This is a genomic window from Ruegeria sp. CDSA021 (assembly GCF_059612325.1).
This window is the reverse complement of sequence record NZ_JBXWQJ010000001.1, coordinates 17300-43361: the sequence shown is the minus strand read 5'-3', so window position 1 is coordinate 43361 and position 26062 is coordinate 17300. Positions and strand designations below refer to the sequence as shown.

Sequence of the window (26062 nt, the reverse complement as noted above, 5' to 3'; positions counted from 1 at the left end):
TTAGACCAGTTCGATCTCGTAGCGTTCGATGACTGTGTTGGCCAACAGCTTTTCGCACATCTTCGTGACATCCGCTTCGGTCGCACCGTCGGCCAGCTCAAGGTCGATCACTTTGCCCTGACGGACACCTTCGACCTGATCAAATCCCATTGCGCCCAATGCGTGTCGAACTGCTTCGCCCTGCGGGTCCAGCACCCCGTTTTTGAGCATCACGTGAACCCGTGCTTTCATCTTGGCAACTCCACCTGAGGGCCACATCCGGGCCATTTTCGTTGCGCGGGGGATAACGTGCCAAATGCTTTTGGACAACCCTGTTTGCTACGCAGTTTGACGCAGTGTGCGGCCTAACCTGCCTCCTTGGATAATCCCGGGTAATGCGCATCTATTGCATCGAATGTTCCGGTCAAAACCATCTCGACAGCGACGGCAACCAACAGAATCGCCATGATCCGGGTCAGTACGTTGATCATTGTCTCGCCCAAAAAGCGCGAGATCTGATCTGCAAACAAAAGCCCCACCCCCACGATTGCGCAGGCAATCAGGATCGCTGAACCCAGTGTCACGATTTCTGCCCCGTCCGACAGCTGGTGGGAAAAGACAACGGTGACGGCAATCGTGCCCGGCCCGATGGTCAGAGGAATGGCCAAGGGAACAACTGCGAAATTCAGTTTGCGTTCATGTCCGTCCGCCACCGCGGCCTGATCACCCGGAGGGCGGTCTTCGGCATTCAACATAGACATGCCAATTCCGAAAATGATGATGCCGCCGGCTATTCGAAAGGACGAGACGTCTATGCCGAAAATCCCAAGCACTTCTTCGCCGATCACAACGGCAATCAAGGCGATAACGGTAACCGAAATCATCACGACGATCGCAACGTGGCGGCGTTCAGCCGCCGAACAGTTCTTGGTCATGCTCAGAAAGATCGGGATGTTGTAGAGCGGATTGAAGATCGCAAGCACGGCTGCCAGAAACTTCAGAAATATCGTCTGATCAAACAGTTCAGCCATTCGAAAACCATCCTTATCGCGCCCTTCACGGCTGCACGAGGCAAACATGCTCAGGAAACGAGGAGCTGTCAAATTCAACAAGAACGAAAAAGCGCCGCTACTGAATGAGCGGCGCCTTTTTTAAACTCAGAGGCAAACTTGATCAGTTGATTAAAGTCGGTTTGGTCACGTTGTTACTGGGCAGAACACCCAGTCGCCGCGCGACCTCGGAATACGCATCGGTCAGGCTGCCCAGATCACGACGGAACACGTCTTTGTCCAGTTTCTGGCCAGTTTCGATATCCCACAAACGGCAGCTGTCGGGGCTGATTTCATCAGCAACGATCAGGCGCTGATAATCACCTTCGAACACGCGTCCGATCTCAATCTTGAAGTCAACCAGTCGGATACCCACCGCCAGCATGACACCGCTCATGAAATCGTTCACACGCAGCGCCAGGCTGAGAATATCTTCCATGTCCTGCTGGCTGGCCCAGCCAAAGGCAGCGATGTGCTCTTCCGTGACAAGCGGATCACCCAGAGAGTCGTCTTTGTAGCAATACTCGACAATCGGACGTGGCAGTTGGGTACCTTCGGCAATACCCAGACGTTTCGACATCGATCCGGCGGCATAGTTGCGCACGATCACTTCCAGGGGCACGATTTCACAGTTGCGAACAAGTTGCTCACGCATGTTCAAGCGGCGGATGAAGTGGTTCGGGATGCCAATCTGGGTCAGGCCGGTCATGAAGAACTCGGACAGGCGATTGTTCAGCACGCCCTTGCCGTCAATCACATCCTTCTTTTCCGCGTTAAACGCGGTGGCGTCATCCTTGAAATACTGCACGATGGTGCCCGGTTCTGGGCCTTCATACAAAATCTTGGCTTTGCCTTCGTAGATTTTCTTGCGACGCGCCATAAGCGACCTTTCCGATCAGAGCAGAGGGATTGAGTCCCCTCTCGTTAGGCGTCCTCATAGTGCAAGCCCCCTTTTCCCGCAAGTTCATGTGCCCGAGAGGGTTTGACGCAGCGCAAATACCTTGCGCACCGGACATCGTATGGTCATATCATCAGGAAAGAAGATGTAACCCAAGAGGTCCTCACCCAATGACCACGTTCGACGAACGCGAAAACGCATTTGAAGCCAAATTTGCCCATGATGAAGAAATGCAGTTCAAGGCGCAGGCCCGCTGCAACAAACTGCTGGGCTTGTGGGCCGCAGAAAAGCTGGGCAAATCAGGTCAAGAAGCCGAAGAATACGCCAAAACCGTTGTAGTCGCTGATTTCGAAGAGGCCGGGCACGAAGACGTAATACGCAAGGTCGCCGGTGATCTGGGTAATCTGTCATCGGCCGAAGAAATTCGCGCCAAGATGGCTGAGATTCTGCCTGAAGCCAAAGCTCAGGTCATGAGTGAATCCGACTAAAGCACTCCTAGACGACTCATGATCTTCATGAGTTTTATGAATTTGATTTGACGCCCCGGTCATGTGAGATGGGGCGTCTCTATTTTTAACGGCGACTTGCACCTTTTCCTGGATTGACCCAATGACAAATGCTCTGAGCAAACTTCTGGACAACAATGACGCAATTCTGGCGGATGGTGCGACCGGGACCAACCTGTTTAACATGGGCCTGCAATCTGGTGACGCCCCCGAACTTTGGAACGTTGACGCACCCGAAAAGATCAAAGCCCTGTATCAAGGTTCGGTAGATGCGGGCAGCGACCTGTTCCTGACCAACACGTTTGGCGGCACGTCGGCGCGGCTCAAGCTGCATGACGCCCAAAACCGTGTGGGCGAACTGAACCGCATCGGTGCAGAACTGGGACGCGAAGTCGCCGACAAGGCCGGGCGCCCCGTTGTGGTCGCTGGATCCGTTGGCCCGACCGGCGAGATCATGAAACCTGTGGGAAGCCTGTCACATTCCGAGGCCGTGGAAATGTTCCACGAACAAGCTGCCGCACTGAAAGAAGGCGGTGTGGATGTTCTCTGGGTTGAGACCATAAGCGCACCCGAAGAATTCCGCGCAGCAGCCGAAGCCTTTGCCCTGGTTGACATGCCCTGGTGTGGCACAATGAGCTTTGACACCGCTGGGCGCACGATGATGGGCGTGACCTCGGCCGATCTGGCGCAACTGGTTGAAACACTGGCCAACCCGCCCATCGCCTTTGGCGCAAACTGCGGAACCGGCGCGTCGGATATTCTGCGCACTGTTCTGGGCTTTGCCGCGCAGGGCACTGAGCGCCCTTTGATTTCAAAGGGCAATGCGGGCATTCCGAAATATGTGGATGGTCACATCCATTATGACGGCACACCCGCGTTGATGGGCCAATATGCGGCAATGGCACGCGATGCCGGTGCCACGATCATTGGCGGGTGCTGCGGTACCATGCCCGATCACCTGCGCAGTATGCGTGAAGCGCTGGATACCACGTCGCGTGGCGAACGTCCGACCCTGGACCAGATCACCGATGCGTTGGGGCCGTTCACGTCGGCCTCTGACGGAACAGGCGACGATGCCACACCCGAGCGCCGCACGCGCCGCCGTCGCCGCGCCTAAAACAGCCTCAATCAGCGCCCTTCGAATTTCGGGGGGCGTTTTTCCATGAAAGCCACCACACCTTCGGCGAAATCGCGCGAACGACCACATTCACCTTGCAGATGCGCCTCTTTTGCTAGCTGTTGTGGCAGGGTGTTTTCGTATGTTCCACGAATGGCCTGCTTGATCGCGCCATAAGCTGCCGTAGGACCATTGGCCAGATATTCCGCCCGTTTACGCCAATGCGCAGCGAAGTCTTCATCGGGTACGGCTTCCCAGATCATGCCCCATTCATCCGCTTGCCGCGCGGTGATCTTATCGGCAAACAGAGCGGCCCCCATCGCCTTGGCCAGCCCCATCTGACGCGGCATGAACCAGGTTCCTCCGGCATCGGGCAACAACCCGATCCGCGCAAAGGCTTGCAGGAAGTAGGCACTTTCAGCTGCAATCACCACGTCCGCGCAAAGGGCAAGGTTGGCCCCTGCCCCGGCCGCGGGTCCATTTACGGCTGCAATGGTCGGCACCGGACAGCTGTGGATCATCTCCAGCATCGGTTCATATTCGTCCCGCAGCGACCGCTCCAGATCAATCTTGCCGGTTGACGATGCATCGCCGAGATCCTGACCGGAACAAAAGGCAGGACCAGCACCGGTGATCACGATGCACCGGGCTCTGGTTGCCGCATCTTTCATTGCATGGGTGATTTCAGCGCGCATCTGAGTTGTCAGAGCGTTCATCTTGTCTGGTCTGTTCAATGTCAGAACCGCCAGACCGTCCGTAATGTCCAGAACAACCGTTTCGTACTTCATGAAAACCCTCCCGTCGCGCCTCGCTTTTCTGCACACTTACTGGCCCAAGCGAGATGGGAAAAGCAGAACCATACGTCAGTCTTCAAGAATTCGGCGCAGACGTTCTTTTTCATCCTCACTCAGCGAAGTGTCCGCAACCGATGCATGGGCTTTCGAGCGATTGCGTAGGAAATTGAGGCCAACGCCCGCCGCAATCAACAACATGATCGGCCCGGCGAGCCAAAGAAACAGGTTTGAACCGCTGGTGGTCGGCTTCAGAAGAACATATTCGCCATAACGATCCACGATAAAGGCAATCGCCTCTTCATCGCTGTCACCTGCCACCAGACGCTCACGCAGCAATAGACGCAAGTCTCGCGCCAGATCAGCGTTGCTTTCGTCGATGCTCTCGTTCCGGCAAACAAGGCAACGCAACCCGGTGCTGAGATCGCGGGCCCTTTGTTCAAGCACCGGATCATCCAGCACCTCATCCGGCTGCACCGAAAACACGGGCGATGCCAGCAGCATCAGGATCAGTACAAGACGTTTCATTCTGCCGGCACTCCACCAACCGGGGTTTTTCTGGCCCCTGCGGCGACACGGAACCGCCTGTCGCACAGGCTTAGGATACCGCCAAGCGCCATCAGAATGCAGCCGCCCCAGATCCAGTTTGCGAGCGGCTTGATATAGGTGCGCATGACCCACCCCCCATCTGCCTGCTGATCACCGATCACGACGTAAAGGTCACCCAGGAAACGATAGTCTATCGCAGCTTCAGTCGTGGGCATACGCGCCACCGGATAGTCGCGTTTTTCAGGGTGCAATGTTCCCATCAGGCGCCCGTTCTTTTCAACCAGAACATCTGCCGTGGTCGAGAAATAGTTCGGCCCCTCGACCTGCCGCACATCTTTCAGCGTCAGCGTGAACTGCCCCACTTCGAACGGTTGGTTGGGTTGCGCCACGCGGATATCCTCGTCCTCCCACGCAGTCAGGCCAGCCACGGCGAAAATGGTGACACCCAGACCCGTATGGGCAACCGCCTTCCCCCAATCCGCACCCGGCAGGCGGAAAAGGCGTTTCAGACTACCATTGCGGCCCGTGCGGCTCCACAAATCGATTGCCGCCCCAAAGGTGATCCAGGCCCCAAGGAAAAGACCCACCGGCCCCAGCGCGCTGCGTCCGGTTTGCATCGCCCAGACCAGCAGGGCGATCGCCAACGCAAGCCCAAAGGCATAGCGCAACGACCACGCCGTCTTGCCAATCCGTCCCCGCTTCCAGGGTAACATCGCCCCAATCGGCAGAACCAGCCCAAGCAGCACCATGAACGGAGAAAACGCTGCATTGAAAAACGGAGCCCCGACCGAGAGCTTTCGGTCGAACATCATCTCGGCCACCATCGGCCACATGGTTCCAACGAACACGACGAAACAGCTGACCGCCAGCAGGACGTTGTTTACAATCAAAGCGCTTTCCCGGCTGACCATGCCAAAGACGCCCTTTGCCTCCATCGTTTGCGCACGCGCGGCAAACAGGGTCAGCGCACCACCGATAAAGAACACCAAGATCAGCAGAATAAACACGCCCCGTTCAGGATCGGTTGCAAAGGCATGAACTGACGTCAGAAGGCCAGACCGCACAATGAACGTGCCGATCAGTGAAAATCCGAACGCGATGATCGCCAGTAGAATGGTCCAGCTTTTTAGCGCCTCGCGCTTTTCCACAACAATGGCAGAGTGCAAAAGGGCTGCCGCCAGAAGCCAAGGCATGAACGAGGCATTCTCGACCGGATCCCAGAACCAGAATCCCCCCCAACCCAATTCGTAATAGGCCCACCACGACCCCAGCGCGATACCTATGGTCAGAAAGATCCAGGCCGCCAATGTCCATGGGCGCACCCAGCGCCCCCAGGCCGCATCAACGCGCCCTTCGATCAGGGCCGCAATGGCAAAGCTGAACGCCATGCTCAGCCCCACGTAACCCAGATACAGAAATGGCGGATGAAAGGCCAACCCGGGGTCTTGCAGCAACGGGTTCAGATCGCGCCCGTCAAACGGTGCAATTGCAAGCCGGTCGAACGGGTTCGAGGTGAACAAAATGAAGGCGAAGAACGCGACAGCAATTGCCGACTGCACTGCCAGCACACGCGCCTTGAGCGACGGCGGCAACCCGCCCCCAAAGAACGCAGCCAATGCGCCAAACAAGGTGACGATCAACACCCAAAGCAACATGGATCCTTCGTGGTTGCCCCATGTTCCACTGATCTTGTAGATCATCGGCTTGGCAGAATGGCTGTTCTCAACCACGATCCTCAGGGAAAAGTCGGATACGACGAAAGCCCAGATCAAAGCACCGAAGGAAAAAGCCGTCAGCAGAAACTGAACGATGGCTGAAGGTTCCGCAAACGCCATCCATCCGGCCCAGCGTTTCGAAGCCCCGATCAGGGGCACTACACTTTGTACGATGGCGACAAAGAAGGCGAGGATAAGGGCGAAGTGGCCGAGTTCTGTAATCATACCCCGGAATATACTCCGAGGCTAAACCGGGGGCCAATAACTTTCGCCCGATCCGGGGGCACATAGTGTCGCGGGTCAGGTCCCGCGACGCTTGCGCCAATCCTCAAGCGCCGGGTTGGAATCCGGGTGTGTGACATCCAGAAACAAAGCAGAATCCGGACCGGGATCCGCACCACCCGGGCTGTCACCTCGCATCGCGCGCACTTGATCGATGTTGTTCAGAACTGTCGGCAAGCGCAGCAGTGTCGCGCCGATATCGCGCTGAAATTCCTGCATTTTCATCTGATGTCGCGCACCAAAATAGAAGGATACGACCACACCCAACAACCACCACAAAGGCTCAGGAACCAAAGCGATTCCTTGCATCCGTGCGGCAAACCACAGCGGGTCTACCATGGCCGCAATGAACAGCCCGAGCGTTCCCAACGCCAAAGCCGGGCGGGGCAATCGATTCACACCATCCATGAAGCGATCGAACGCCCCCTTTTGGGGGATTTGAAATTCCCCGCCAAATTGCGCCATGGCCTGGGTTTGCAGCTCAGTGCTTCGTCGCGCCCGCGCCTCCGTATTTTCACGATATAGCTCGACGGTTTCCTGCACCGCATTCCGCCCATTCCCAAACAACAGCGCCAAAACACCCGAGATCAATCCCATGCCGCAACCCTTCTTTGAAACTCTGCGTCCGTCAGATGGTACCGCTCTGACAGAAATTCTTCGGCGCGATTGATCCAGCCGCCTTTGCCACCAGACCGGGAACGCGCGTATCTTCTGGAGGCAGGCCGCCGATCTGCAAGGCGGAAGTAATAGTTTCGCCGCGCAACCCCATAGGCATCTCGCAAAGAAGTCGGATCCGGTTGCGCAGCGCTTGCGCAGGCCGCTGCCGTCTTCGGGCCGATCACGCTGTCTGTCACCACATCGAACCCCATATCATTCAAAAGTCGCTGCAAAATTTTGACCGCCTGCGTCCCGGCATTGACATGCATGTCAAAGACCGACGCCTGCAGGGCATCGGGCAGGCGCGCAATCCCCGGTTTCTCATAGTAGTGACGCAAAAAAATATCGACTGCTTGCCGCCGGGATAAATCCCTTACATCGCTTACATCGACCACACCATCACCGTTGAGGTCCAACCCCAGGCGTCGCAGGGTGTGAATGGTCACGCCATGTTTTGTAGCGCCACCGGGATCATCCGGATCATCCACGAACCCGCCCTCCCGCGCCACGATTTCTTCTGCGATCTGTTGAACCAACTGCATGACGTCCCCCTAATTCACCGATTGGGGAAACGGTCCTGCAAATTCATTAAAGTTAGCAAAAAACAAAGGGCGCTGCCCGCCTTACACGCGCAACGCCCCACTTCTTATGCTCAAAAATACCTCTGCCAGAGGCACGCAGCGCAGCTGCGTTCAGCTTCCCTCTGCTTCTTGATAAACGCCTTGCTCCTTGAGTGCGTCAACGACCTCTTTCGGCATGTACGTCTCGTCATGTTTTGCAAGGATTTCCGTGGCTTCAAACACGCCGTTCACGTAACTTCCAGTGCCAACCATACCTTGGTTCTCGGTAAACAAATCTGGCAGAACACCCGTGAATGATACCGGAACACTCTCGCCCCCATCCGTGACCACAAAATGCACAGTTTCACCCTGGCCGCGAATGATCGAGCCTTCTTCAACCAGTCCACCAATGCGGAACACCTCGGTCGATTTCGGCGGCTCTGCAATCACTTCACTGGGCGAGCGGAAGAAGTTGATGCCATCTTGCAAGGCCCACCCAATCAAAGCCGTCGATGCCACCAAGGCAACGGCCGCTACCAGAATGACTTGTACTCGACGACGTTTCTTGAGCGTTTTCATACCGTCCTCACGGGAAAAGTGGGGCCATCATCAGACCCCGGGTTTCATCCTCACCTAACATCAAGTTGGCGTTCTGCAAGGCTTGGCCACTGCTACCTTTTGTCAGGTTATCCAGCGCAGCAACCACAATCACGCGCCGCTCGATCCGGTCTGCGACCACGCCGATATGGCAGAAATTCGACCCCCGCACATGATGTGTCGAAGGCGCTTCACCCATCGGCAGCATCTGTATGAAAGGCTCGTCCACATAGGCCTTTGCCAGTGTTTCATAGACGCTCTGCGGGTCGCCTTTCACATAGGTGGTCGCCAGAATGCCCCGATTCGCAGGGATCAGATGCGGTGTGAACTGCACATGTACTGTCCGACCGGCCAGCTTCGAAAACTCCTGATCGAACTCGCCCAGATGTCGGTGCGTGCCGCCGACCGCGTAGGCATTGTATCCTTCACTCAGTTCAGCGTGCAGCAGATTTTCCTTGAGCGACCGCCCGGCCCCGGACACTGCACATTTCAAGTCCAGAATAATATCGTCCAGATCGATGACCCCGGCCGAGATCAACGGCCGCAGAACGTATTGCCCGGTTGCTGCGTTACATCCGGTCCCCGCCACAAGGCGCGCCGAGCGGATCTCGTCACGATAAAACTCAGTCAGGCCATAGACGGCTTCGTCCTGCTGATCCAGCGCGCTGTGTGGGTTTCCATACCACTTCTCGTATTCATCCGCGTCCTGCAGACGGAAATCCGCTGACAGGTCGATAATTTTAAGATCTTTCGGCAGCGCCCGAATGACTTCCTGACTGGTCTTGTGCGGCAAAGCACAGAAACATAAATCAACATTGGAAAAGTCGATCTCGGAAATCTTGCACAGATCCGGCAAGTTCATGTGGCGCAGATGCGGGAAGACCTGTGCCATGCTCATGCCGGCCTTCCGCTCGGCAGCCAAAGCAACGATGTCCATATTCGGGTGCTCGGCGATCAGCCGCACCAGTTCCGCGCCGGTATAGCCGGAAGCGCCCAGAATTGCGATATTATGGGTCATGTCAGACCTCTTCTTTACGTGTGTCACATATCACGACCGCCGATGTGACGGTCTTTGAATTAGAAAATCGGAAGGGGTGCGTCCTTGACCTAAATCAGGCCGCCTCGAACGAAATCTGTCGTCGGAGGAACTGCGTTGCCCGATCGCTGACAAAACCCGGCTTGCCCGTGGTCAGGTGCCCACCCGCGCCTTCGCCCTGCATGTTCGGATGACGCTGTAGATAATCAGCAAGGCTTTCAGCAACCAGATCGCCCTGGCTGAAAACCTGAACATCCGGTCCCAACGCCGCCTGAAAGGCCTCTGCCATCAACGGGTAATGCGTGCAGCCCAGAATAGCCGCCTGGGGTTCTGGCATTTTGCGTTTCAAAGCATCCACATGGCTGCGCACCAGCGCCTCGGCCAGGATCATGTCACCATCTTCAATGGCATCGACCACACCGCCACAGGCCTGAGCCTCGACATCCACGCCGATTGCCCGGAATGCCAGTTCCCGCTGAAACGCCCGGCTGGACACGGTGGCAGGTGTCGCGAACAAGGCCACATGCTTGACGGCCACTTCGCGCGGCGGCGAATTATCGCCCCACTGCCGCTCAGTCAGTGCTTCGATCAAGGGAACAAAGACGCCCAGCACCCGCTTGCCCTCGGGCACGCCTTCTTCCTGCATCCGCCGCAACGCGGCAGCGCTGGCTGTATTGCAGGCCAGAATCACCAGATTGCAGCCCCGGCCCCAAAGATCGTGCACCGCATTGCGGGTCAGCTGATAGATATCCTCGGCATCGCGCACACCGTAAGGTGCATGTGTACTGTCCGCATAATACAGGAAATCCACGTCGGGCAGCCGTTGCTGCGCGGCGTTGAGGACGGTCAGACCGCCCAAACCGGAATCAAAGATGCCTACTGCCATTTGCCCCTTCAGGCGCGATGCCGTTCCTCAAATTCATAGCCGTAGTCATAAGACTTCAGCGGTGTCGGAGACAGCTCATACGTGGCTTTGCGCAAGAAATCCATCATCTTGCGCGTATCCTTGCCCAAAGGGTCCAGAATGTCGCGGCCGATCGGCTCGCCAATCACCACTTTGACAGTCGTATCCACCCGTTTCTTGAACTCTTTAATCAGCAGGCCCATACGCAGCGTATTATGCAGATGGCTTGCGATCTGGAACAGGCGCGAAGTGTGCCCGTCGAAGAAAACCGGCACGACCGTGGCATTTGATTTGGCCACCATCCGGGCGGTAAAGCCGCGCCAGCCCGGGTCCATTGGATGCGAAAACGGCTTGACGGCGGTGCTGACTGTTCCTCCCGGAAAAATCCCGATCGAACCACCGTTGTCGAGATAGTTTAACGCGGTTTTGCGCGTCTCAAGGTTCAGTTTCATCGCCTCTTTCGTCTCATCAAACGAAATGGGCAAGATGATCCGGTTCAACTCCTCAGCCTTGCGGAACACCCGATGCGCCAGAATGCGGAAATCGCCCCGGGTCTGCGACAGCATGTGACCCATCATCATGCCATCCAGAATCCCGTAAGGATGGTTGGCAATCAGGATCAAGGGACCGTCTTTCGGGATGTTCGACAGCGATCCTCCCACCACATCCAGCGTCAGCCCGTAGCGTTCGACCATAACGGTCCAAAAGTCTCGCCCATTGGCGACTTCTCTTTCGTACCCATCCGCGCGTTTGATCAGGCGCATGCGGCCTGTGGTATTCTCCATCAACTTGATGACCATCCGCCCGCTTTTGGTTTCGGCGGAATGAGCATACGAGATGTCACGAACGACATGACGGCGAGAAGGCATTTGGGTCTCCGGTTTTCTGCCTGCAAAATAGGTGTAAGTAACAATTTTGCCTAGCTATCGTGACACCCTTGTGACGATTTACTCTGCCGCGGCCTGCATTTCAGGCCCGCCGCTACGGATAGTCGCCAGCAATTCTTCGCGCCTTTTCGCGGCTTTGGCTTCGTTTTCCTGCAAAACTGGGCCAAACCCGCGGATGTCCAGCGGCAAACGGGCCAAGGCCGAAATCGCGTCACGTGTGTCCTGCGACACCATGGGCAACACGTCGCGCATGTCCTTTTCATACTGCCGGATCAAAGCACGCTCCATCCTGCGTTCAGATGAATACCCGAAGATGTCCAGCGGGGTGCCTCGAAGCGCCTTCAATTTTGCCAGCAGCTTCAACGGGCCCAAGACGGATTCGCCGAACGCGCGCTTTTGGGGCCTGCCATTACTGGCCGATCCTCCGAAAACCGGCGGGGCAAGGTGGAAAGTCATCTTGAAGTCGCCATCAAACTCGGCAGCCGTCTTTTCCCGACTTGTCAGCAGAAGGCGCGCAACTTCGTATTCATCCTTGTAGGACAACAACTTGTGATAGCCCTTTGCCACCGCTTCGCGCACCTCTGCATCCTCAATACTGTCCACCAGTTTGCGATAGCGCTTAGCCAGCCGGGCGCTTTGGTATTCGGTCAGATGCTGAGCACGGAAATCGATAATCTGGTCCAGCGTTTTGGGCATCTCTGCCACGGCTGGGGACAGAATGGACTGTACTTCTTCTGGATGCAGTATCGCCCAACGACCGATATCAAACGCACGCTTGTTTCGTTCGACAGCGGTTCCGTTCAACTCGATGGCATCAAAGATCGCCTGATAGCTGACAGGCAACAACCCGCGCTGCCAGGTCGCGCCAAAGATCATCATGTTGGAATAGATCGAATCCCCCATCACAGCGCGCGCCAGATCGGTGGCATCGAACAAAGAGACGCCTTCTTTCATTCGCGCCTGCAACGCCAGTTCCAACTGATCGGCAGGAATGCGGAATTCAGTATCACGCGTGAAATCACCGGTGACCGTTTCATGGCTGTTCACGACGGCGCCGGTACGTCCGCTGCGCGTCAAACCCAAGGTCTTGGCTCCGGCTGAAACCACCAGATCACCGCCGATCAGCGCATGGGCTTCACCAGTCGCAACACGGATGGCACTGATATCATCGGGGCTGTTGGCCAGACGGCAGTGGATATGCACTGCTCCACCCTTCTGCGCCAAGCCCGCCATTTCCATCATGCCCGCGCCTTTGCCGTCAATCTGGGCGGCCTGCGCAAGGATTGCACCCAGGGTTACAACACCCGTACCACCTACACCCGTAATCACGACGTTATGGGTTCCACGGATCTCGGGCAGATCGGGCATTGGCAGATCAGGCAGGTCGATTTCGGTCGTCGCCTCTTTACGGATTTTCGCGCCCTCAAGGGTTACAAAAGAAGGGCAAAAGCCGTTCAGGCACGAAAAATCCTTGTTGCAGCTTGACTGATCGATGGCCCGCTTACGGCCCAGCTCGGTTTGTTTCGGCACGATCGACACACAGTTGGACTGCACACCGCAATCGCCACAGCCTTCGCAGACATCAGTGTTGATGAACACGCGCTTGTCCGGGTCCGGGAATGTGCCCCGCTTGCGCCGACGACGCTTTTCGGCTGCGCAGGTTTGAACATAGACGATGACCGAAACGCCCTCAATCTCGCGGAATTTCTCCTGCACCTTCATGAGATCTGCCCGTTCATATGTCTGAACGCTTGCAGGCAGTGCCTTGAAATTTACGTCTTCCTTTTCGTCATAGACCAGTGCGACCTCAGGGACACCCATCGCCTTCACCTCGGCAACGATCCGTTCGGCAGTCAGGTCGCCTTCGTTATCCTGCCCGCCGGTCATGGCGACCGCGTCGTTGAACAGGATTTTGAAGGTAATATTTGTCCCTGCGGACAAGGCAGCCCGGATCGCCTGAACGCCCGAATGGTTATAGGTGCCATCGCCCAGGTTTTGGAACACGTGCTTGGTGGTCGAAAACGGAGCCTCACCGATCCAGTTCGCGCCTTCACCACCCATTTGAGTGAAGCCGGTTGTCTCGCGATCCATCCATTGAACCATGTAGTGACAGCCGATACCGGCATAGGCGCGGCTGCCTTCCGGCACCTTGGTCGAGCTGTTATGTGGACAGCCCGAGCAGAAATACGGAAGTCGCGTTGCGATTTCCTGTGCGTTGTCGGCCCTGCGTGCCTCGGACAATGATACCAGCCCGGCCCGAATACCTTCGGTTTCGCGCCCCTCTTCAATCAGGATCTCGCCGAGCTTTTCGGCGATCATGATCGGATCCAGCGCGCCGCGCGTCGGGAACAGTTCTTCCCTGTGCAAAGTCCCGGCCCCACCCTTGTACCAACCATAGACCCGACGGCCGCGCCGGTCGTCAAAGATTGCCTCCTTAACCTGAACCTCGATCAACTTGCGCTTTTCCTCGACGATCACGATCAGGTCCAGCCCCTCGGCCCAGTCGTGGAACCCCGCCATATCCAAGGGGAAAGTCTGCCCTACCTTGTATGTGGTGATCCCCAGCCGTTCGGCCTCGGATTCATCGATGTTCAGAAGGGACAGACCATGTGTCAGATCCAGCCAGTTCTTGCCTGCTGCGACAAAGCCGATCTTGGCACCGGATTTACCCCACATCCGTTTGTCGAGCTTATTGGCATGTGAAAACGTCTCAGCCGCGAACCGTTTGTAGTCGATGACGCGCGTTTCTTGCAGATGTGGTGTATCGCCTAAACGAATGTTCAATCCGCCTTCCGGCATATCAAATTCAGGCACAACAACGCGCATCCGGTCCGGGCTGCCATCCACGACCGAAGTAACCTCGATCGTGTCCTTCATCGTCTTCAGGCCGACCCAGACACCCGCGAAACGGCTGAGTGCAAATCCATAAATTCCATAGTCGAGGATTTCCTGAACGCCAGCAGGGCTGACGATAGGCATATACATGTCGACCAGCGACCATTCGGATTGATGCAGAACGGTAGAGCTTTCACCAGTATGGTCATCGCCCATTGCCATAAGAACGCCGCCATGCTGGGCCGTACCCGCCATGTTCGCGTGGCGCATGACGTCGCCGGACCGGTCAACCCCTGGACCTTTACCGTACCAAAGCCCGAAAACCCCGTCGAACTTGCCATCCCCGCGCAAACCTGCCTGCTGACTGCCCCAAAGCGCAGTGGCAGCCAGATCTTCGTTCAATCCGAACTGAAACGTGACATCGTTTTCGGCAAGTGGTTTTTGGGCCCGCATCATCTGCTGGTCAACAGCCCCAAGGGGTGATCCCCGATACCCGGTAACAAGGCCTGCTGTGTTCAGGCCCGCCTGTCGGTCTCTGGCCTTTTGCATCAGCATTAACCGGACCAGCGCCTGAGTTCCGTTCAAAAGAACGGGGTTTTTCTCAAGATCGAACCGGTCGTTTAGCGTTATCTGTGCCTGACTCATCAGACGTCTCCCCTCGTCAGGTCAGTGTGCTTCATCTCAATTCATTTTAGGTCATAATTTCTGACCTGTATAGGATTTATCCACTGATAAGTAACGATTTCACCCTTTGAATGTAGAACTTGTCACCTCTTTCATATAGGCGTTCAAATGGATAACGAAAGTTGCGGCGATGGATTGGGACAAGCTTAGAATATTTCACGCAGTGGCCGATGCAGGCAGCCTCACACACGCCGGGGACAAGCTCAACTTGTCTCAATCCGCCGTGAGCCGACAGATTCGAGCGTTGGAAGAATCGCTGGATGCCACCCTTTTTCATCGTCATGCGCGGGGGCTGATTCTCACCGAACAAGGTGAACTGTTGTTCGACGCCACATCCGCCATGTCGAAACGACTGGACGCTGCAGCCGCGCGCATTCGGGACAGCGAAGAAGAGGTCTTTGGCGTCCTGCGGGTTACGACGACATTTGGCTTCGGCACGCTTTGGCTGGCCCCGCGCCTGCCTAAACTGTACGAGCAATACCCCGATCTGAACATCGACCTGATGCTGGAAGAGCGTGTTCTGGACCTTCCGATGCGCGAAGCCGATGTCGCCATTCGGATGAAAGAACCCAGCCAAGCGGATCTGGTACGCAAACGCCTGATGACTGTTCATATGATGCTGTATGCGACACAGGATTACATCGAAACGCATGGCGGAATGCTGCAATCTTTGGACGAGATTAAGGACCACCGCCTGATCTGCCAAACCCCCGCTGCACCGCAGGTTGGCGCCAGTGCGGCCATGGTACGTCATTTGATGACCTACAATCCCGGGTCACTGCTGACAGTGAACAACTATTTTGGTGTGCTCCAAGGCGTCCTGCACAATCTGGGCATTGGGGTTTTGCCGGATTACGTCACACAAGACTTTCCGCACCTCGTACCCATACTTTCAGACATCGAAACCGCAGACGTACCGGTCTATTTGGCTTATCCCGAAGAGCTGCGACATTCAAAACGCGTTGGCGCCTTCCGTGACTTCGTTCAGGACGAAATCATTGCCCAACGTAAACAATTGAAAAAAATGGGAAAACTTTAGCTATGCACCCATAGCATATCGGGCATGAGGTCTTAGCAGCGTTAAATTCCTTGAACGTACACAAACCGCCCCCTAAATGAGCAATCGAAGGCGATGATGCCGAAACGCTCATCATCTTCATACCTCCCTGTTGGACTACGGCCGAGCTTATTGCTCGGCCTTTTTTTTGCCCAAAGCTCCGCATTAAGTCAGCGAAAGTTCTGGGAAAAATACACGCATAAGCATATGATCCCAAAAAAACGAAACAACTTCGTGTTCGAGGGAATATCCATGCTCCAACCACTCCGCCTCGTGTTGGCAATTGTCTCCGCTTTATTTTTAGCGGTACCGCTGTATGCGCAAAACGCCGGCACAACGTCTACAGTGACCATTCCAGAAGACCTGTCACCCGAACAGGTCGACGATCTGGTTGCGCGCATGTCCGATGACCAGGTGCGCGCGATTCTTTTGGAACGGCTGGATGCAGTTGCAGAAAAACAAGCTGCCGAAAAAGCGGACGTGGAAGACCCACTGACCGAAATAAGCGAGATCTGGGCCGAGATGGTCTCGTCCTGGACACATGTTCTGACCACGCTTCCCAACATCGTCACAGCGCAGATTACCGCGTTCAGCAACTTTAGTGACACGTTCGGAACGACCGGCGTATTTACACTGTTCGGGCTTATCCTCTCGGTGCTGATTGTGGGTTTCATAGCTGAAAAGCTGTTCATATTCCTGACCCGTCGTTGGCATGAAGCGACGGAAGTCTCGGATGAGGGCGACCTTTGGGGCGCAGTCAGTTATTTATTCCGCCGGTTTTGCCGCGAAATCGCCGGGTTGATCGTGTTCTATGTTGTCATAAGGGCAGTTGGCCGTGGTTTGCTGACGCCTGAACAAATCACCTATGCCGCTCCGTTTGTGTTCTACCTGATCTGGATTCCGCGCCTGGGAGCTGCAGCGTCACGCTTTGTTTTGGCACCGGAGAAACCGCAACTCCGGTTGGTCAACATTGACGACCATTGGGCGAAATACCTGTACCGCAACCTCATCGGTCTGTTGATACTGATCGGCTTCACGCTGTTTGTCGTTCGCTTCAACGCGCTCAATGGTGTCACGGGTGATGATACCCGCATTGGCTTCTGGCTGAACGCAGCAATCCACATCTACATCGCGGTTATCGCATGGACCGCCCGCGAAGGACTGTCTCAGATGATGCTGGGTACGGACCCGGATCATACGAAGTTCGACAAGGAAGTCGCGCACTATTACCCCTATTTTGCCATCGGCGTTTCGGTGGCAATCTGGCTTCTGGTCGAGTTTCTGGTTGCACAGCGCGATCCATCGACATTGAGGTTGCTAACAAGTGGTGCGCATTTCACAACCATGTTCTGGTTGTTGATAGCCCCCGCGCTCGACACACTGATCCGTGGATTGGTGCGCCATTTGCAGCCCCCTATGTCTGGCGAAGGCCCTCTGGCTGAACGCGCCTACCGTTCTGCGAAACGCAGTTACATCCGGATTGGCCGCGTTATCGCGGGTCTGATCGTGGTGTTCATGATCGCGCGCACCTGGCAACTTGATCTGCGCAACGTTGCTTCGGCTGGTGTCAGTGCCGAAGTTGGCGGTGCTGTCATCGAATTCCTGCTGATCATCGCCGTTGGCTATATCCTGAACGAGGTCGTCTCGTTGTGGATCAACCGTCGATTGGCAAGGGAACAAACTGCGGCCGAGGAGCTGGACGAAGAAGCAGGCGGTGAAGGCGGCGGTGCCGGTGGGTCTCGTCTGGCGACTGTTTTGCCCCTGATGCGGATAACGGCCCAGATCACAATTGCCGTGATTTTTGGCCTGCTGGCACTGGGTGCATTAGGCATCAACATCACGCCGCTGCTGGCCGGTGCCGGTGTTCTGGGTCTGGCTATCGGCTTTGGCGCGCAGAAGCTGGTCGCTGATATCGTGGGCGGGGTATTCTTCCTGATCGACGATGCCTTCCGCGTTGGAGAATATGTCGACGTCGGCGGCACGATGGGAACGGTCGAGAAGATCTCGGTTCGCTCGATGCAGCTGCGTCACCATCGAGGTGCTGTGCATACGATCCCGTATGGTGAGATTCAGAAGCTGACAAACTTCAGCCGTGACTGGGTTATCATGAAGCTGAAATTCACCGTGCCGTTTGATACCGACCCTAACAAGGTCAAGAAGATCTTCAAGAAGATCGGTGCCGAGATGATGGCCGACGAGACCCACAAGGATGGCTTTCTGCAACCCTTCAAATCGCAGGGCGTATTCGACTTCGACGATGTCGGCATGATCATCCGCGGCAAGTTCATGGCCAAGCCCGGAAAGCAATTCACACTGCGCAAGGAAATCTTCAACCGGGTCAAGGCAGCCTTCAAGGAAAACGGCATCGACTTTGCCCGCCGTGAGGTGCGTGTTGCGATGCCGGGGCAGGAAGAAGCCGAAAACCTGAGCCCGGAACAGAAGGCCGCTGTAGGTGCCGCAGCCGCAGCTCAACTCAACAAAGACCAGGGGTCAGCGTAACCTACGCGGTTTACGCCTTCAATTTGCGCCAGTACTGCGGTGCATTCCTTCGGAACCGGCAGTGATGCCGGTTCCGTTTTTCTTTGAAAGAAGCAACCTGCGCCGTCTTGACCCTTTCCACGGGCGCGCCCTTGCCCTACAACGCGCGCAATCTCGGCCCACTTGGACACAGGACAGAAGATGCAAGAGCCCGCCATCACACCCGATCTGATTGCTGCACATGGGCTCAAGCCCGCGGAATACGACATGATCCTCGAGATCATCGGGCGTGAACCGACCTTCACTGAACTGGGCATCTTCTCGGCCATGTGGAACGAGCATTGCTCGTACAAGTCGTCCAAGAAATGGCTGCGCACTCTGCCAACATCCGGCCCTCAGGTGATTTGTGGCCCCGGCGAAAACGCAGGCGTTGTTGACATTGGCGACGGGCAAGCGGTTGTTTTCAAAATGGAAAGCCACAACCACCCGTCTTACATCGAACCTTATCAGGGTGCGGCGACCGGCGTAGGCGGCATCCTTCGCGATGTTTTCACCATGGGCGCACGCCCAATCGCGTCCATGAACGCGCTGTCTTTCGGTGAACCCGGTCACCACAAAACCCGCCAGCTGGTGAACGGTGTGGTCGAAGGCATCGGCGGTTACGGCAACTGCTTTGGCGTGCCGTGCGTTGGCGGCGAAGTCCGGTTCCATCCGGCCTATAACGGCAACTGCCTGGTGAATGCTTTTGCAGCGGGTCTGGCTGACAGTGACAAGATTTTCTATTCGGCAGCGTCCGGCGTCGGGATGCCCGTGGTCTATCTGGGCGCCAAAACCGGCCGTGACGGCGTGGGCGGCGCAACCATGGCGTCTGCCGAGTTCGACGACACCATCGAAGAAAAGCGCCCAACCGTTCAGGTTGGCGACCCCTTCACTGAAAAACGACTGATGGAAGCAACGCTGGAGCTTATGCAGACCGGCGCCGTGATCTCGATCCAGGACATGGGCGCGGCGGGCCTGACCTGTTCTGCCGTAGAAATGGGCGACAAGGGTGGTCTGGGCGTGCGCCTCGATCTGGAAAACGTGCCTCAGCGCGAAGAAAACATGACAGCCTATGAGATGATGCTGTCGGAATCTCAGGAACGGATGCTGATGGTCCTCAAGCCCGAACTTGAAACCGAGGCCCGCGCTGTTTTTGAAAAATGGGATCTGGACTTTGCCATCGTTGGTGAGACGATTGCCGAAGACCGCTTTCTGATCATGCACAATGGAGAGGTGAAAGCGGACCTCGTCCTGTCCAAGCTCTCCTCAACCGCGCCGGAATATGACCGCCCGTGGGAACCGACGCCCGCGGCGGAAGAGCTGTCCGAGGTGCCTCAAATCGACCCGATCGACGGGCTGCGCGCCCTGCTCTCTTCTCCCAACTACGCAGGCAAGCAGTGGGTGTACGAGCAGTATGATACCATGGTGATGGCCGACAGCGCCCGCACGCCCGGTCTGGGCGCTGGCATGGTGCGCGTCCACGGCACCGACAAGGTGCTGGCTTTCACGTCAGACGTGACACCACGCTATGTGCGCGCCAACCCGGTCGAAGGTGGTAAACAAGCCGTGGCCGAAGCCTATCGCAACCTGACCGCTGTTGGGGCCAAGCCGCTGGCCACCACTGACAACCTGAATTTCGGCAACCCCGAAAAGCCCGAAATCATGGGCCAGTTCGTTGGTGCCGTTCAAGGCATCGGCGCGGCGGTCGGCGCGTTGGATATGCCCATCGTATCGGGCAACGTCTCACTTTATAATGAAACGGATGGTCAGGCGATCCTGCCCACGCCGACCATCGGCGCGGTCGGCCTGCTGAACCATTCGGACGAGATTATCGGAAATGAAGTCCGCGAGGGCCACGTGGCTCTGGTCATCGGCGAAACCAAGGGCCATCTGGGTCAATCCGCCCTATTGGCCGAGGTGTTCAACCGCGAAGACGGTGATGCGCCGCATGTCGATCTGAGCGCGGAACAGCGCAACGGCGACTTCATTCGCGCCAATCGCGAGATGATCAAAGCCTGCACCGACCTTGGCGATGGTGGTCTTGCATTGGCCGCCTTTGAATTGGCCGAAGCGGCTGGCGTTGGCGTTCATCTCGACGAGGCGCCGACCGAATTCCTGTTTGGCGAAGATCAGGCGCGTTATCTGGTCGCCTGCAACTTTGATCAGGCAGAGGCACTTATGATTGCCGCCGGTCAGACCGGTGTGCCGCTGTTTTCGGTTGGTCGCTTCACCGGTGATGCGGTGAAAATCGGCGGCTCGGAAGCTTCGCTGGATGAACTGACGGCGGTTTTCCGCAGCAGCTTTGCCGAGGCCGTCGCCTAACAACGCGACACAAAAGCCAATCGAAACCCGCGTCTTGTTCCGACGCGGGTTTCGTTGTTTTTGAATGTGCTCGTGCTCTTGCGCGCCCGGTTCATGCGCTCTACATCTTGGGAAAGACCTTCTGGAGTTACATACATGCCGATGAGCACCCACGAAATCGAACACCTGCTGCGCGAAGCCTTTCCTGATGCCGAGATTCAGGTCGGCGGTCAGGACGGTGTTCATATGTCTGCCATGGTGGTGGACGAGAGCTTTCGCGGCAAAAACCGGGTGCAACAGCAACGCGCGGTTTATGCAGCGTTAAAGGGCAAGATGGATGGCCCGGATGGAGAGCTGCACGCATTGGCGTTAACAACAAAAGTGCCTGAATGAACGCAACTTTCTGGATATATGGCACTTGCGGGTTGATAACCCTGATTGGCTGCTTCGCCATAATTAAGTTCGCAATAAATCCAAGACACACTGACAAAATACGCGGTGTGAAACCCGGTCAGGGCGATCAGTTAATAGATCATGGAACTGTGCTTGGTGGCGGAGGCGGCCATGTAACCGTCTCAAGGGTCACGCGAGACCCACAAGAATACGCCAAAGCAATGGCACCGAAGAAATGAACAACTGGCTCATCTGGGTAGGCGGAATAGCAACATTGATAGTTGCCGCCGCTCTGATCGAAGCCTATGTGAAGCGCAACAGAAGTCGTAAACTCGCCGACATGCATCCCGACCCAGACAAACTCAGCAAAGTCGGCGGTATCGAACGCTATGGACTTGATCCGCTGGCCTTGGCGCAGGCTGAGCATCGGCGGCTGGAAGAAGAAGAAGGATGGGTGCCCGACCCATCAAGGAACGAAACGACCGCCCCGAATGCGGGTGAAGAGGAAAAGCAAGATGAGCGACGTTAAAACTCAGATCGACGAAACCGTCAAAGCCAACGACGTGGTACTGTACATGAAAGGCACCAAAGAGATGCCACAGTGCGGGTTCTCGTCGCGCGTGGCCGGCGTGCTGAACTACATGGGTGTTGAATATGCCGATGTGAACGTTCTCGCTGACGAAGACATCCGTCAGGGCATCAAGGATTATTCTGACTGGCCAACCGTGCCGCAGCTTTATGTCAAAGGAGAGTTCGTCGGTGGTTGCGACATCATCACCGAGATGACTCTGTCGGGTGAACTGGACACTCTGTTTGACGAGAACGGTGTCGGCTACAACAAAGACGCAGCCGACAAAATCCGTGAAGCAAACGCCTAAGCTAACCTATCGGCTGGAACAGTTCTGATAGATCACCTGCTCATTCGCGGCACCTTCCGCCGAGTAGCTGATCGACGCGTTCCAGCCTTTTGAACGCAGGATATACGTTCCCTCACCGCCGGTGGATTCATAGCGGATACCTGATCCGCTTTCCACCTGGCGCATGGCGACCAGAGTGTTGTCCACCATTGTCGCCGCCGCGCCTGAGCCATCGGTTGCATTGAAATAGCTCACAGGCAATGGAACTCCGTTTTCACAGGTGAACGTGACCGACAATATGTCGATCTCTGCCAAGGCGGACGATGCAGGCAATGCCAGCGCGGCCGCAAACAAGATCTTTCGCACCATCGTTGTTACGCCTTCTTTTCTTCAACAACTGCGGCCAGGGCTTCTGCCCGCGCCGCCAGTTCCGCCAATGTATCTGTGACAGAGGGCGGCACCACCGCCACTTCGACCCGTTCAGGTTCCGGTGTCGGAGCGTTCCTAAGGCTCTGTAGTGTCGCCTCAACCTCGGCCAACTTCGCCTCCAGCGATTTCACTTTGTCTTCTGTTGCAGCCGTCCTGTCGGCCAGCATGAGGCCGGCCATCAATAGCATACGGGATTCAGGCATCCGACCGATCTGATCGGACAACACCTGGGCTTCATCGTCCAGCATTTTGGCTGCGGAATGCAGAAAAGGCTCCTCACCGTCCTGACACGAGACGTCAAAGCCGCGACCGCCGATATTAATGGTCACTTCGGGCATTACTCCACCTCACCTTCTACAAGTTTCGCTTGCGACAGCAGCGGCTCAAGACGCGCAAGAACGGCCTGCGCTTCGGCCGCGTCCGAGGCTTGCGCGGCCCGTGTGGCCTCAAGCTCGGCGACTGTGGCCCGGTTCAGAAGTTCCGCATCTGTCACCCCGTCAGTTGCCGCCGCCCGTAATTCGTCAACCGCATTGCGCAACTGTTCGTTTGCCTTGCGCATACGTTGCAGATCGTCATCCAGACGCGACATCGCAGCGCCATGGCTGGCGCGTTCGGCCCGCAGCATCTCCAGCTCGGCGCTCAGGTCGTCGACCCGCACGGTGTCTTCCAACTCGGCCTTGAGGCGGTTGTTTTCTGCTTCTACGGCCTTCGCCTGATCCAGCATCCCGCGCAATTGTTCCAGTTCGGCCCTTAACGGTTCGGGATCTTCAAGCGCGTCAAAGTCCGCCCGCATCTTTTCGTTTTCGGCCTTTAAAGTTTCAAGCTCGGTGCTGTTGTCCAACGCCGCCTTGGCTTCGGCCAGCTCGGCACGTGCAGCTTCCACCGAAGCGATCTTGACACGGGCTTCCTCTAGCTCGGTGCGTAGCGCGTCAGTTTCTTCGGTGTCAGACGGAGCCGCTCGCAACTCTTCAAGATCAGCACGCAAGCCATCCATCTGCTGTTCGTGCTGCTGTTTCAGGGATTTCAGCCGTTCCTGAAGCTGTGCGTTGGCGACGCGTTCATCCTCAAGCGCAGTCTGAAGCCCCTCATCCGGCCCGGTGTCCCCGGGTGCAGCACCCAATGCCTCGACTCCCACGCCAATGCGGTCCATCGCGGAAATAATACGGTGCTGTAACTCTTCTATCTGGCTCATGCCCCTGTCACCTCTTTATCAAGGTTCATTCTGTTTCGATGCGATCCGAATCAAAACCGAATCCCGCCTGCAGACAGTCTAACGGAATGCGACAGAAAATACCCACTGTTTGCTTTCAACCACTTGAGCCCCGCTCTTCATGCATTGCGACCTGATTCACCCCAGTTCTACTTGCACTTTGGGTGTTGGATGGTATTGAGCCCGCAATCTGCTTCAAACCCAAAGGAACAACGCCCGTGGACCTGACTGCGCTGCGCAAAGCCAACCCCGAACACTGGGACAAAGCTGCGGCCATCCGCACCCTGACCCTTGATGCCGTCGCGGCGGCAAATTCCGGCCATTCCGGTATGCCGATGGGCATGGCCGATGTCGCGACTGTGCTGTTCGAAAAACACCTGAAATTCGACGCCTCGAACCCAAGCTGGCCCGACCGCGATCGCTTCATACTGTCCGCTGGTCACGGCTCGATGTTGGTCTATTCGCTGCTGTATCTCACCGGCCACGCTGACGTGACCCTAAACGAGATCAAGAATTTCCGTCAGTTGGGCGCAAAAACTGCGGGCCACCCGGAAAACTTCCTGATCAACGGTGTTGAAACCACCACCGGCCCGCTGGGCCAAGGTATCTCGAACGCTGTGGGCTTTGCCATGGCCGAGGAAGTCCAACGCGCGCATTACGGCAAGAAAGTTGTCGATCACTATACCTACGTCATCGCAGGCGACGGCTGCCTGATGGAAGGCGTCAGCCAAGAGGCGATCACGCTTGCCGGTCGTCACGAGTTGAGCAAACTGATCGTCTTTTGGGACAACAACAATATCACCATCGACGGCACCGTTGATATTGCAGACCGCACCGATCAGGTCCGCCGTTTTGCGGCCTCGGGCTGGCATGTGATTGAGGTTGACGGCCACGATCCAAAAGCCATTGACGCGGCCATTATCGACGCGAAGAAATCCAGCAAGCCGACCATGATCGCGTGTGAAAGCCACATTGCACTGGGTCACGCAGCGCAAGATACGTCGAAGGGCCATGGCGCGCTGACAGATCAGGATCAACTGAAGGCGGCAAAAGAAGCCTATGACTGGCCTCATGACGCGTTCGAAGTGCCTGCCAGCGTGAAATCCGCTTGGGAAGCCATCGGCGCCCGCGGTGCTGCCGAGCGTGCCGCGTGGGAAGAGCGTTTCGCACAATTGTCTGAACGCAAGCAGGCCGAGTTCAACCGCGCTTATGCGTTTGAAGTCCCCAAGAAACTGGCCGGTGCCATTCGTGCGTTCAAAAAGCAGATGTCGGAAGACCAGCCGAAGCTGGCCACCCGCGCCTCGTCTGAAAAGGTTCTGAACGTCGTCAACCCGATCATGACCGAAACCGTAGGCGGTTCTGCTGACCTGACCGGATCGAACAACACCAAATCAGCCGATATGGGCGTGTTTCTACCGGAAAACCGCAAGGGCCGTTACATCCACTATGGGATCCGCGAACACGGCATGGCTGCTGCGATGAACGGCATGGCGCTGCATGGCGGCATCCGCCCCTATGGCGGTACATTCATGGCCTTTACCGACTATGCCCGCCCGTCGATGCGTCTGGCGGCGCTGATGAAAGTGCCTTCTGTCTTTGTGATGACCCATGACTCTATCGGTCTGGGCGAAGACGGCCCGACCCACCAGCCGGTCGAACACCTGGCAATTTCACGCGCGACGCCGAACACCTTTGTGTTCCGCCCCGCCGACACGATTGAAACCGCCGAAGCGTGGGAACTGGCTTTGACCTTCAAAGACAGCCCATCGGTTCTGTCGCTGACCCGTCAGGGCGTGCCGACCGTACGGACCCAGCACAAAACCAAGAACCTTGTCGCTCAGGGTGCGTATGTTCTGGCCGAAGCTGAAGGCAAGCGTCAGGCCATCCTGATCGCCACCGGGTCCGAGGTGTCTTTGGCCATAGAAGCCAAAGCAACGCTTGAGGCGGAAGGCATCGGAACCCGCGTCGTTTCCATGCCCTGCATGGAACTGTTCGCGCAGCAGGACGAAGCTTATCGTAAGCGCGTTCTGCCCGCCGGTCCTGTCCGCGTTGGAATCGAAGCCGCTGTCCGAGCCGGAGGCTGGGATCGCTGGTTGCTGGGCGAACGCGGGCGTGAGGCCAAGGCTGGGTTTATCGGCATGTCAAGCTTTGGCGCTTCTGCCCCGGCAGGCGAGCTTTACAAGCATTTCGGCATCACCGCCGAGGCAACTGTTGCCAAGGTAAAAGACCTGCTGGTTCTGTAATACAGACCC

The 26062-nt window shown here is 56.6% G+C and carries 25 protein-coding genes; 9 read left to right on the top strand and 16 right to left on the bottom strand.

What is annotated here, in order from left to right:
* From purS to purC, 3 genes are all read right to left on the bottom strand, one after another.
* Positions 1–231 carry a phosphoribosylformylglycinamidine synthase subunit PurS gene (purS, locus tag AC2FLD_RS00215; protein WP_050603662.1) on the bottom strand — a complete coding sequence of 77 codons (231 nt, stop codon included), beginning with the start codon at positions 229–231 and terminating at the stop codon, positions 1–3.
* Between the two features lie 113 nt (positions 232–344).
* The gene (locus tag AC2FLD_RS00210; protein WP_496671331.1) at positions 345–1010 is read right to left on the bottom strand and encodes a MarC family protein; all 666 of its coding nucleotides are present in this window, start codon (positions 1008–1010) and stop codon (positions 345–347) included.
* 142 nt (positions 1011–1152) lie between these two features.
* On the bottom strand, positions 1153–1908 hold the full coding sequence (gene purC, locus AC2FLD_RS00205; protein WP_496671334.1) for a phosphoribosylaminoimidazolesuccinocarboxamide synthase: 756 nt from the start codon (positions 1906–1908) through the stop codon (positions 1153–1155).
* Positions 1909–2096: 188 nt separating this feature from the next.
* On the opposite strand from purC, the gene AC2FLD_RS00200 reads away from it, so the two are divergent.
* On the top strand, positions 2097–2414 hold the full coding sequence (locus AC2FLD_RS00200) for a DUF1476 domain-containing protein (protein ID WP_050603457.1): 318 nt from the start codon (positions 2097–2099) through the stop codon (positions 2412–2414).
* 121 nt (positions 2415–2535) lie between these two features.
* A complete protein-coding gene (bmt, locus tag AC2FLD_RS00195; RefSeq protein ID WP_496671336.1) occupies positions 2536–3549 on the top strand; it encodes a betaine--homocysteine S-methyltransferase in 1014 nt (337 codons plus the stop codon).
* An 11-nt stretch (positions 3550–3560) separates the two neighbouring features.
* Here the strand turns inward: bmt and AC2FLD_RS00190 are convergent, their stop codons facing one another.
* The 10 genes from AC2FLD_RS00190 to AC2FLD_RS00145 form a co-directional block, all read right to left on the bottom strand.
* Complete coding sequence (locus tag AC2FLD_RS00190; RefSeq protein WP_496671339.1) at positions 3561–4337, bottom strand: enoyl-CoA hydratase-related protein; 777 nt, start codon at positions 4335–4337, stop codon at positions 3561–3563.
* Between the two features lie 75 nt (positions 4338–4412).
* On the bottom strand, positions 4413–4868 hold the full coding sequence (locus AC2FLD_RS00185; RefSeq protein ID WP_050603460.1) for a cytochrome c-type biogenesis protein: 456 nt from the start codon (positions 4866–4868) through the stop codon (positions 4413–4415).
* Positions 4865–6829, bottom strand: coding sequence for a heme lyase CcmF/NrfE family subunit (locus AC2FLD_RS00180; protein ID WP_496671342.1), 1965 nt, complete (start codon positions 6827–6829; stop codon positions 4865–4867). Before AC2FLD_RS00180 ends, AC2FLD_RS00185 begins: the two co-directional genes overlap by 4 nt.
* Before the next feature lie 75 nt (positions 6830–6904).
* The gene (locus AC2FLD_RS00175) at positions 6905–7483 is read right to left on the bottom strand and encodes a holin family protein (protein WP_496671345.1); all 579 of its coding nucleotides are present in this window, start codon (positions 7481–7483) and stop codon (positions 6905–6907) included.
* Complete coding sequence (locus AC2FLD_RS00170; RefSeq protein WP_496671348.1) at positions 7474–8085, bottom strand: holin-associated N-acetylmuramidase; 612 nt, start codon at positions 8083–8085, stop codon at positions 7474–7476. The genes AC2FLD_RS00175 and AC2FLD_RS00170 overlap by 10 nt, the downstream gene beginning before the upstream one ends.
* Before the next feature lie 150 nt (positions 8086–8235).
* Positions 8236–8682: a cytochrome c maturation protein CcmE gene (gene ccmE, locus AC2FLD_RS00165; protein WP_496671350.1), complete on the bottom strand. Its 447-nt coding sequence runs from the start codon at positions 8680–8682 to the stop codon at positions 8236–8238.
* Positions 8683–8689: 7 nt separating this feature from the next.
* Positions 8690–9718 carry an N-acetyl-gamma-glutamyl-phosphate reductase gene (argC, locus tag AC2FLD_RS00160; protein ID WP_496671352.1) on the bottom strand — a complete coding sequence of 343 codons (1029 nt, stop codon included), beginning with the start codon at positions 9716–9718 and terminating at the stop codon, positions 8690–8692.
* 94 nt (positions 9719–9812) lie between these two features.
* Positions 9813–10622: a glutamate racemase gene (locus AC2FLD_RS00155; RefSeq protein ID WP_496671355.1), complete on the bottom strand. Its 810-nt coding sequence runs from the start codon at positions 10620–10622 to the stop codon at positions 9813–9815.
* An 8-nt stretch (positions 10623–10630) separates the two neighbouring features.
* The gene (locus AC2FLD_RS00150) at positions 10631–11509 is read right to left on the bottom strand and encodes a lysophospholipid acyltransferase family protein (protein WP_496671358.1); all 879 of its coding nucleotides are present in this window, start codon (positions 11507–11509) and stop codon (positions 10631–10633) included.
* A gap of 78 nt (positions 11510–11587) precedes the next feature.
* Positions 11588–15007: an indolepyruvate ferredoxin oxidoreductase family protein gene (locus AC2FLD_RS00145; protein ID WP_496671361.1), complete on the bottom strand. Its 3420-nt coding sequence runs from the start codon at positions 15005–15007 to the stop codon at positions 11588–11590.
* Between the two features lie 169 nt (positions 15008–15176).
* Between AC2FLD_RS00145 and AC2FLD_RS00140 the strand changes: the two genes are divergently transcribed.
* The 6 genes from AC2FLD_RS00140 (at position 15177) to grxD (ending at position 22192) form a co-directional block, all read left to right on the top strand.
* Positions 15177–16085: a LysR family transcriptional regulator gene (locus AC2FLD_RS00140; protein ID WP_050603469.1), complete on the top strand. Its 909-nt coding sequence runs from the start codon at positions 15177–15179 to the stop codon at positions 16083–16085.
* Positions 16086–16355: 270 nt separating this feature from the next.
* Positions 16356–18602 (top strand): mechanosensitive ion channel domain-containing protein, encoded by a 2247-nt coding sequence (locus AC2FLD_RS00135; protein WP_496671364.1) that lies wholly within the window; start codon positions 16356–16358, stop codon positions 18600–18602.
* A gap of 180 nt (positions 18603–18782) precedes the next feature.
* Positions 18783–20942 carry a phosphoribosylformylglycinamidine synthase subunit PurL gene (purL, locus tag AC2FLD_RS00130; RefSeq protein ID WP_496671366.1) on the top strand — a complete coding sequence of 720 codons (2160 nt, stop codon included), beginning with the start codon at positions 18783–18785 and terminating at the stop codon, positions 20940–20942.
* A 135-nt stretch (positions 20943–21077) separates the two neighbouring features.
* Positions 21078–21314, top strand: a complete 237-nt coding sequence (locus tag AC2FLD_RS00125; protein ID WP_050603471.1) for a BolA/IbaG family iron-sulfur metabolism protein — start codon at positions 21078–21080, stop codon at positions 21312–21314.
* Between the two features lie 235 nt (positions 21315–21549).
* Positions 21550–21843, top strand: a complete 294-nt coding sequence (locus AC2FLD_RS00120; RefSeq protein WP_496671368.1) for a hypothetical protein — start codon at positions 21550–21552, stop codon at positions 21841–21843.
* The gene (gene grxD / locus AC2FLD_RS00115; RefSeq protein ID WP_050603474.1) at positions 21830–22192 is read left to right on the top strand and encodes a Grx4 family monothiol glutaredoxin; all 363 of its coding nucleotides are present in this window, start codon (positions 21830–21832) and stop codon (positions 22190–22192) included. The genes AC2FLD_RS00120 and grxD overlap by 14 nt, the downstream gene beginning before the upstream one ends.
* Before the next feature lie 6 nt (positions 22193–22198).
* On the opposite strand, the gene AC2FLD_RS00110 is transcribed toward grxD, so the two are convergent.
* The 3 genes from AC2FLD_RS00110 to AC2FLD_RS00100 are packed head-to-tail and all read right to left on the bottom strand — an operon-like array spanning position 22199 to position 23792.
* Positions 22199–22540 carry an MliC family protein gene (locus AC2FLD_RS00110; protein ID WP_496671371.1) on the bottom strand — a complete coding sequence of 114 codons (342 nt, stop codon included), beginning with the start codon at positions 22538–22540 and terminating at the stop codon, positions 22199–22201.
* Between the two features lie 5 nt (positions 22541–22545).
* On the bottom strand, positions 22546–22938 hold the full coding sequence (locus tag AC2FLD_RS00105) for a cell division protein ZapA (RefSeq protein WP_496671373.1): 393 nt from the start codon (positions 22936–22938) through the stop codon (positions 22546–22548).
* A complete protein-coding gene (locus AC2FLD_RS00100) occupies positions 22938–23792 on the bottom strand; it encodes a hypothetical protein (protein ID WP_496671376.1) in 855 nt (284 codons plus the stop codon). Before AC2FLD_RS00100 ends, AC2FLD_RS00105 begins: the two co-directional genes overlap by 1 nt.
* A 236-nt stretch (positions 23793–24028) precedes the next feature.
* Here AC2FLD_RS00100 and tkt point away from each other — a divergent pair, with 236 nt between their 5' ends.
* Positions 24029–26053, top strand: a complete 2025-nt coding sequence (gene tkt / locus AC2FLD_RS00095; protein ID WP_496671378.1) for a transketolase — start codon at positions 24029–24031, stop codon at positions 26051–26053.
* Positions 26054–26062: the final 9 nt, after the last annotated feature.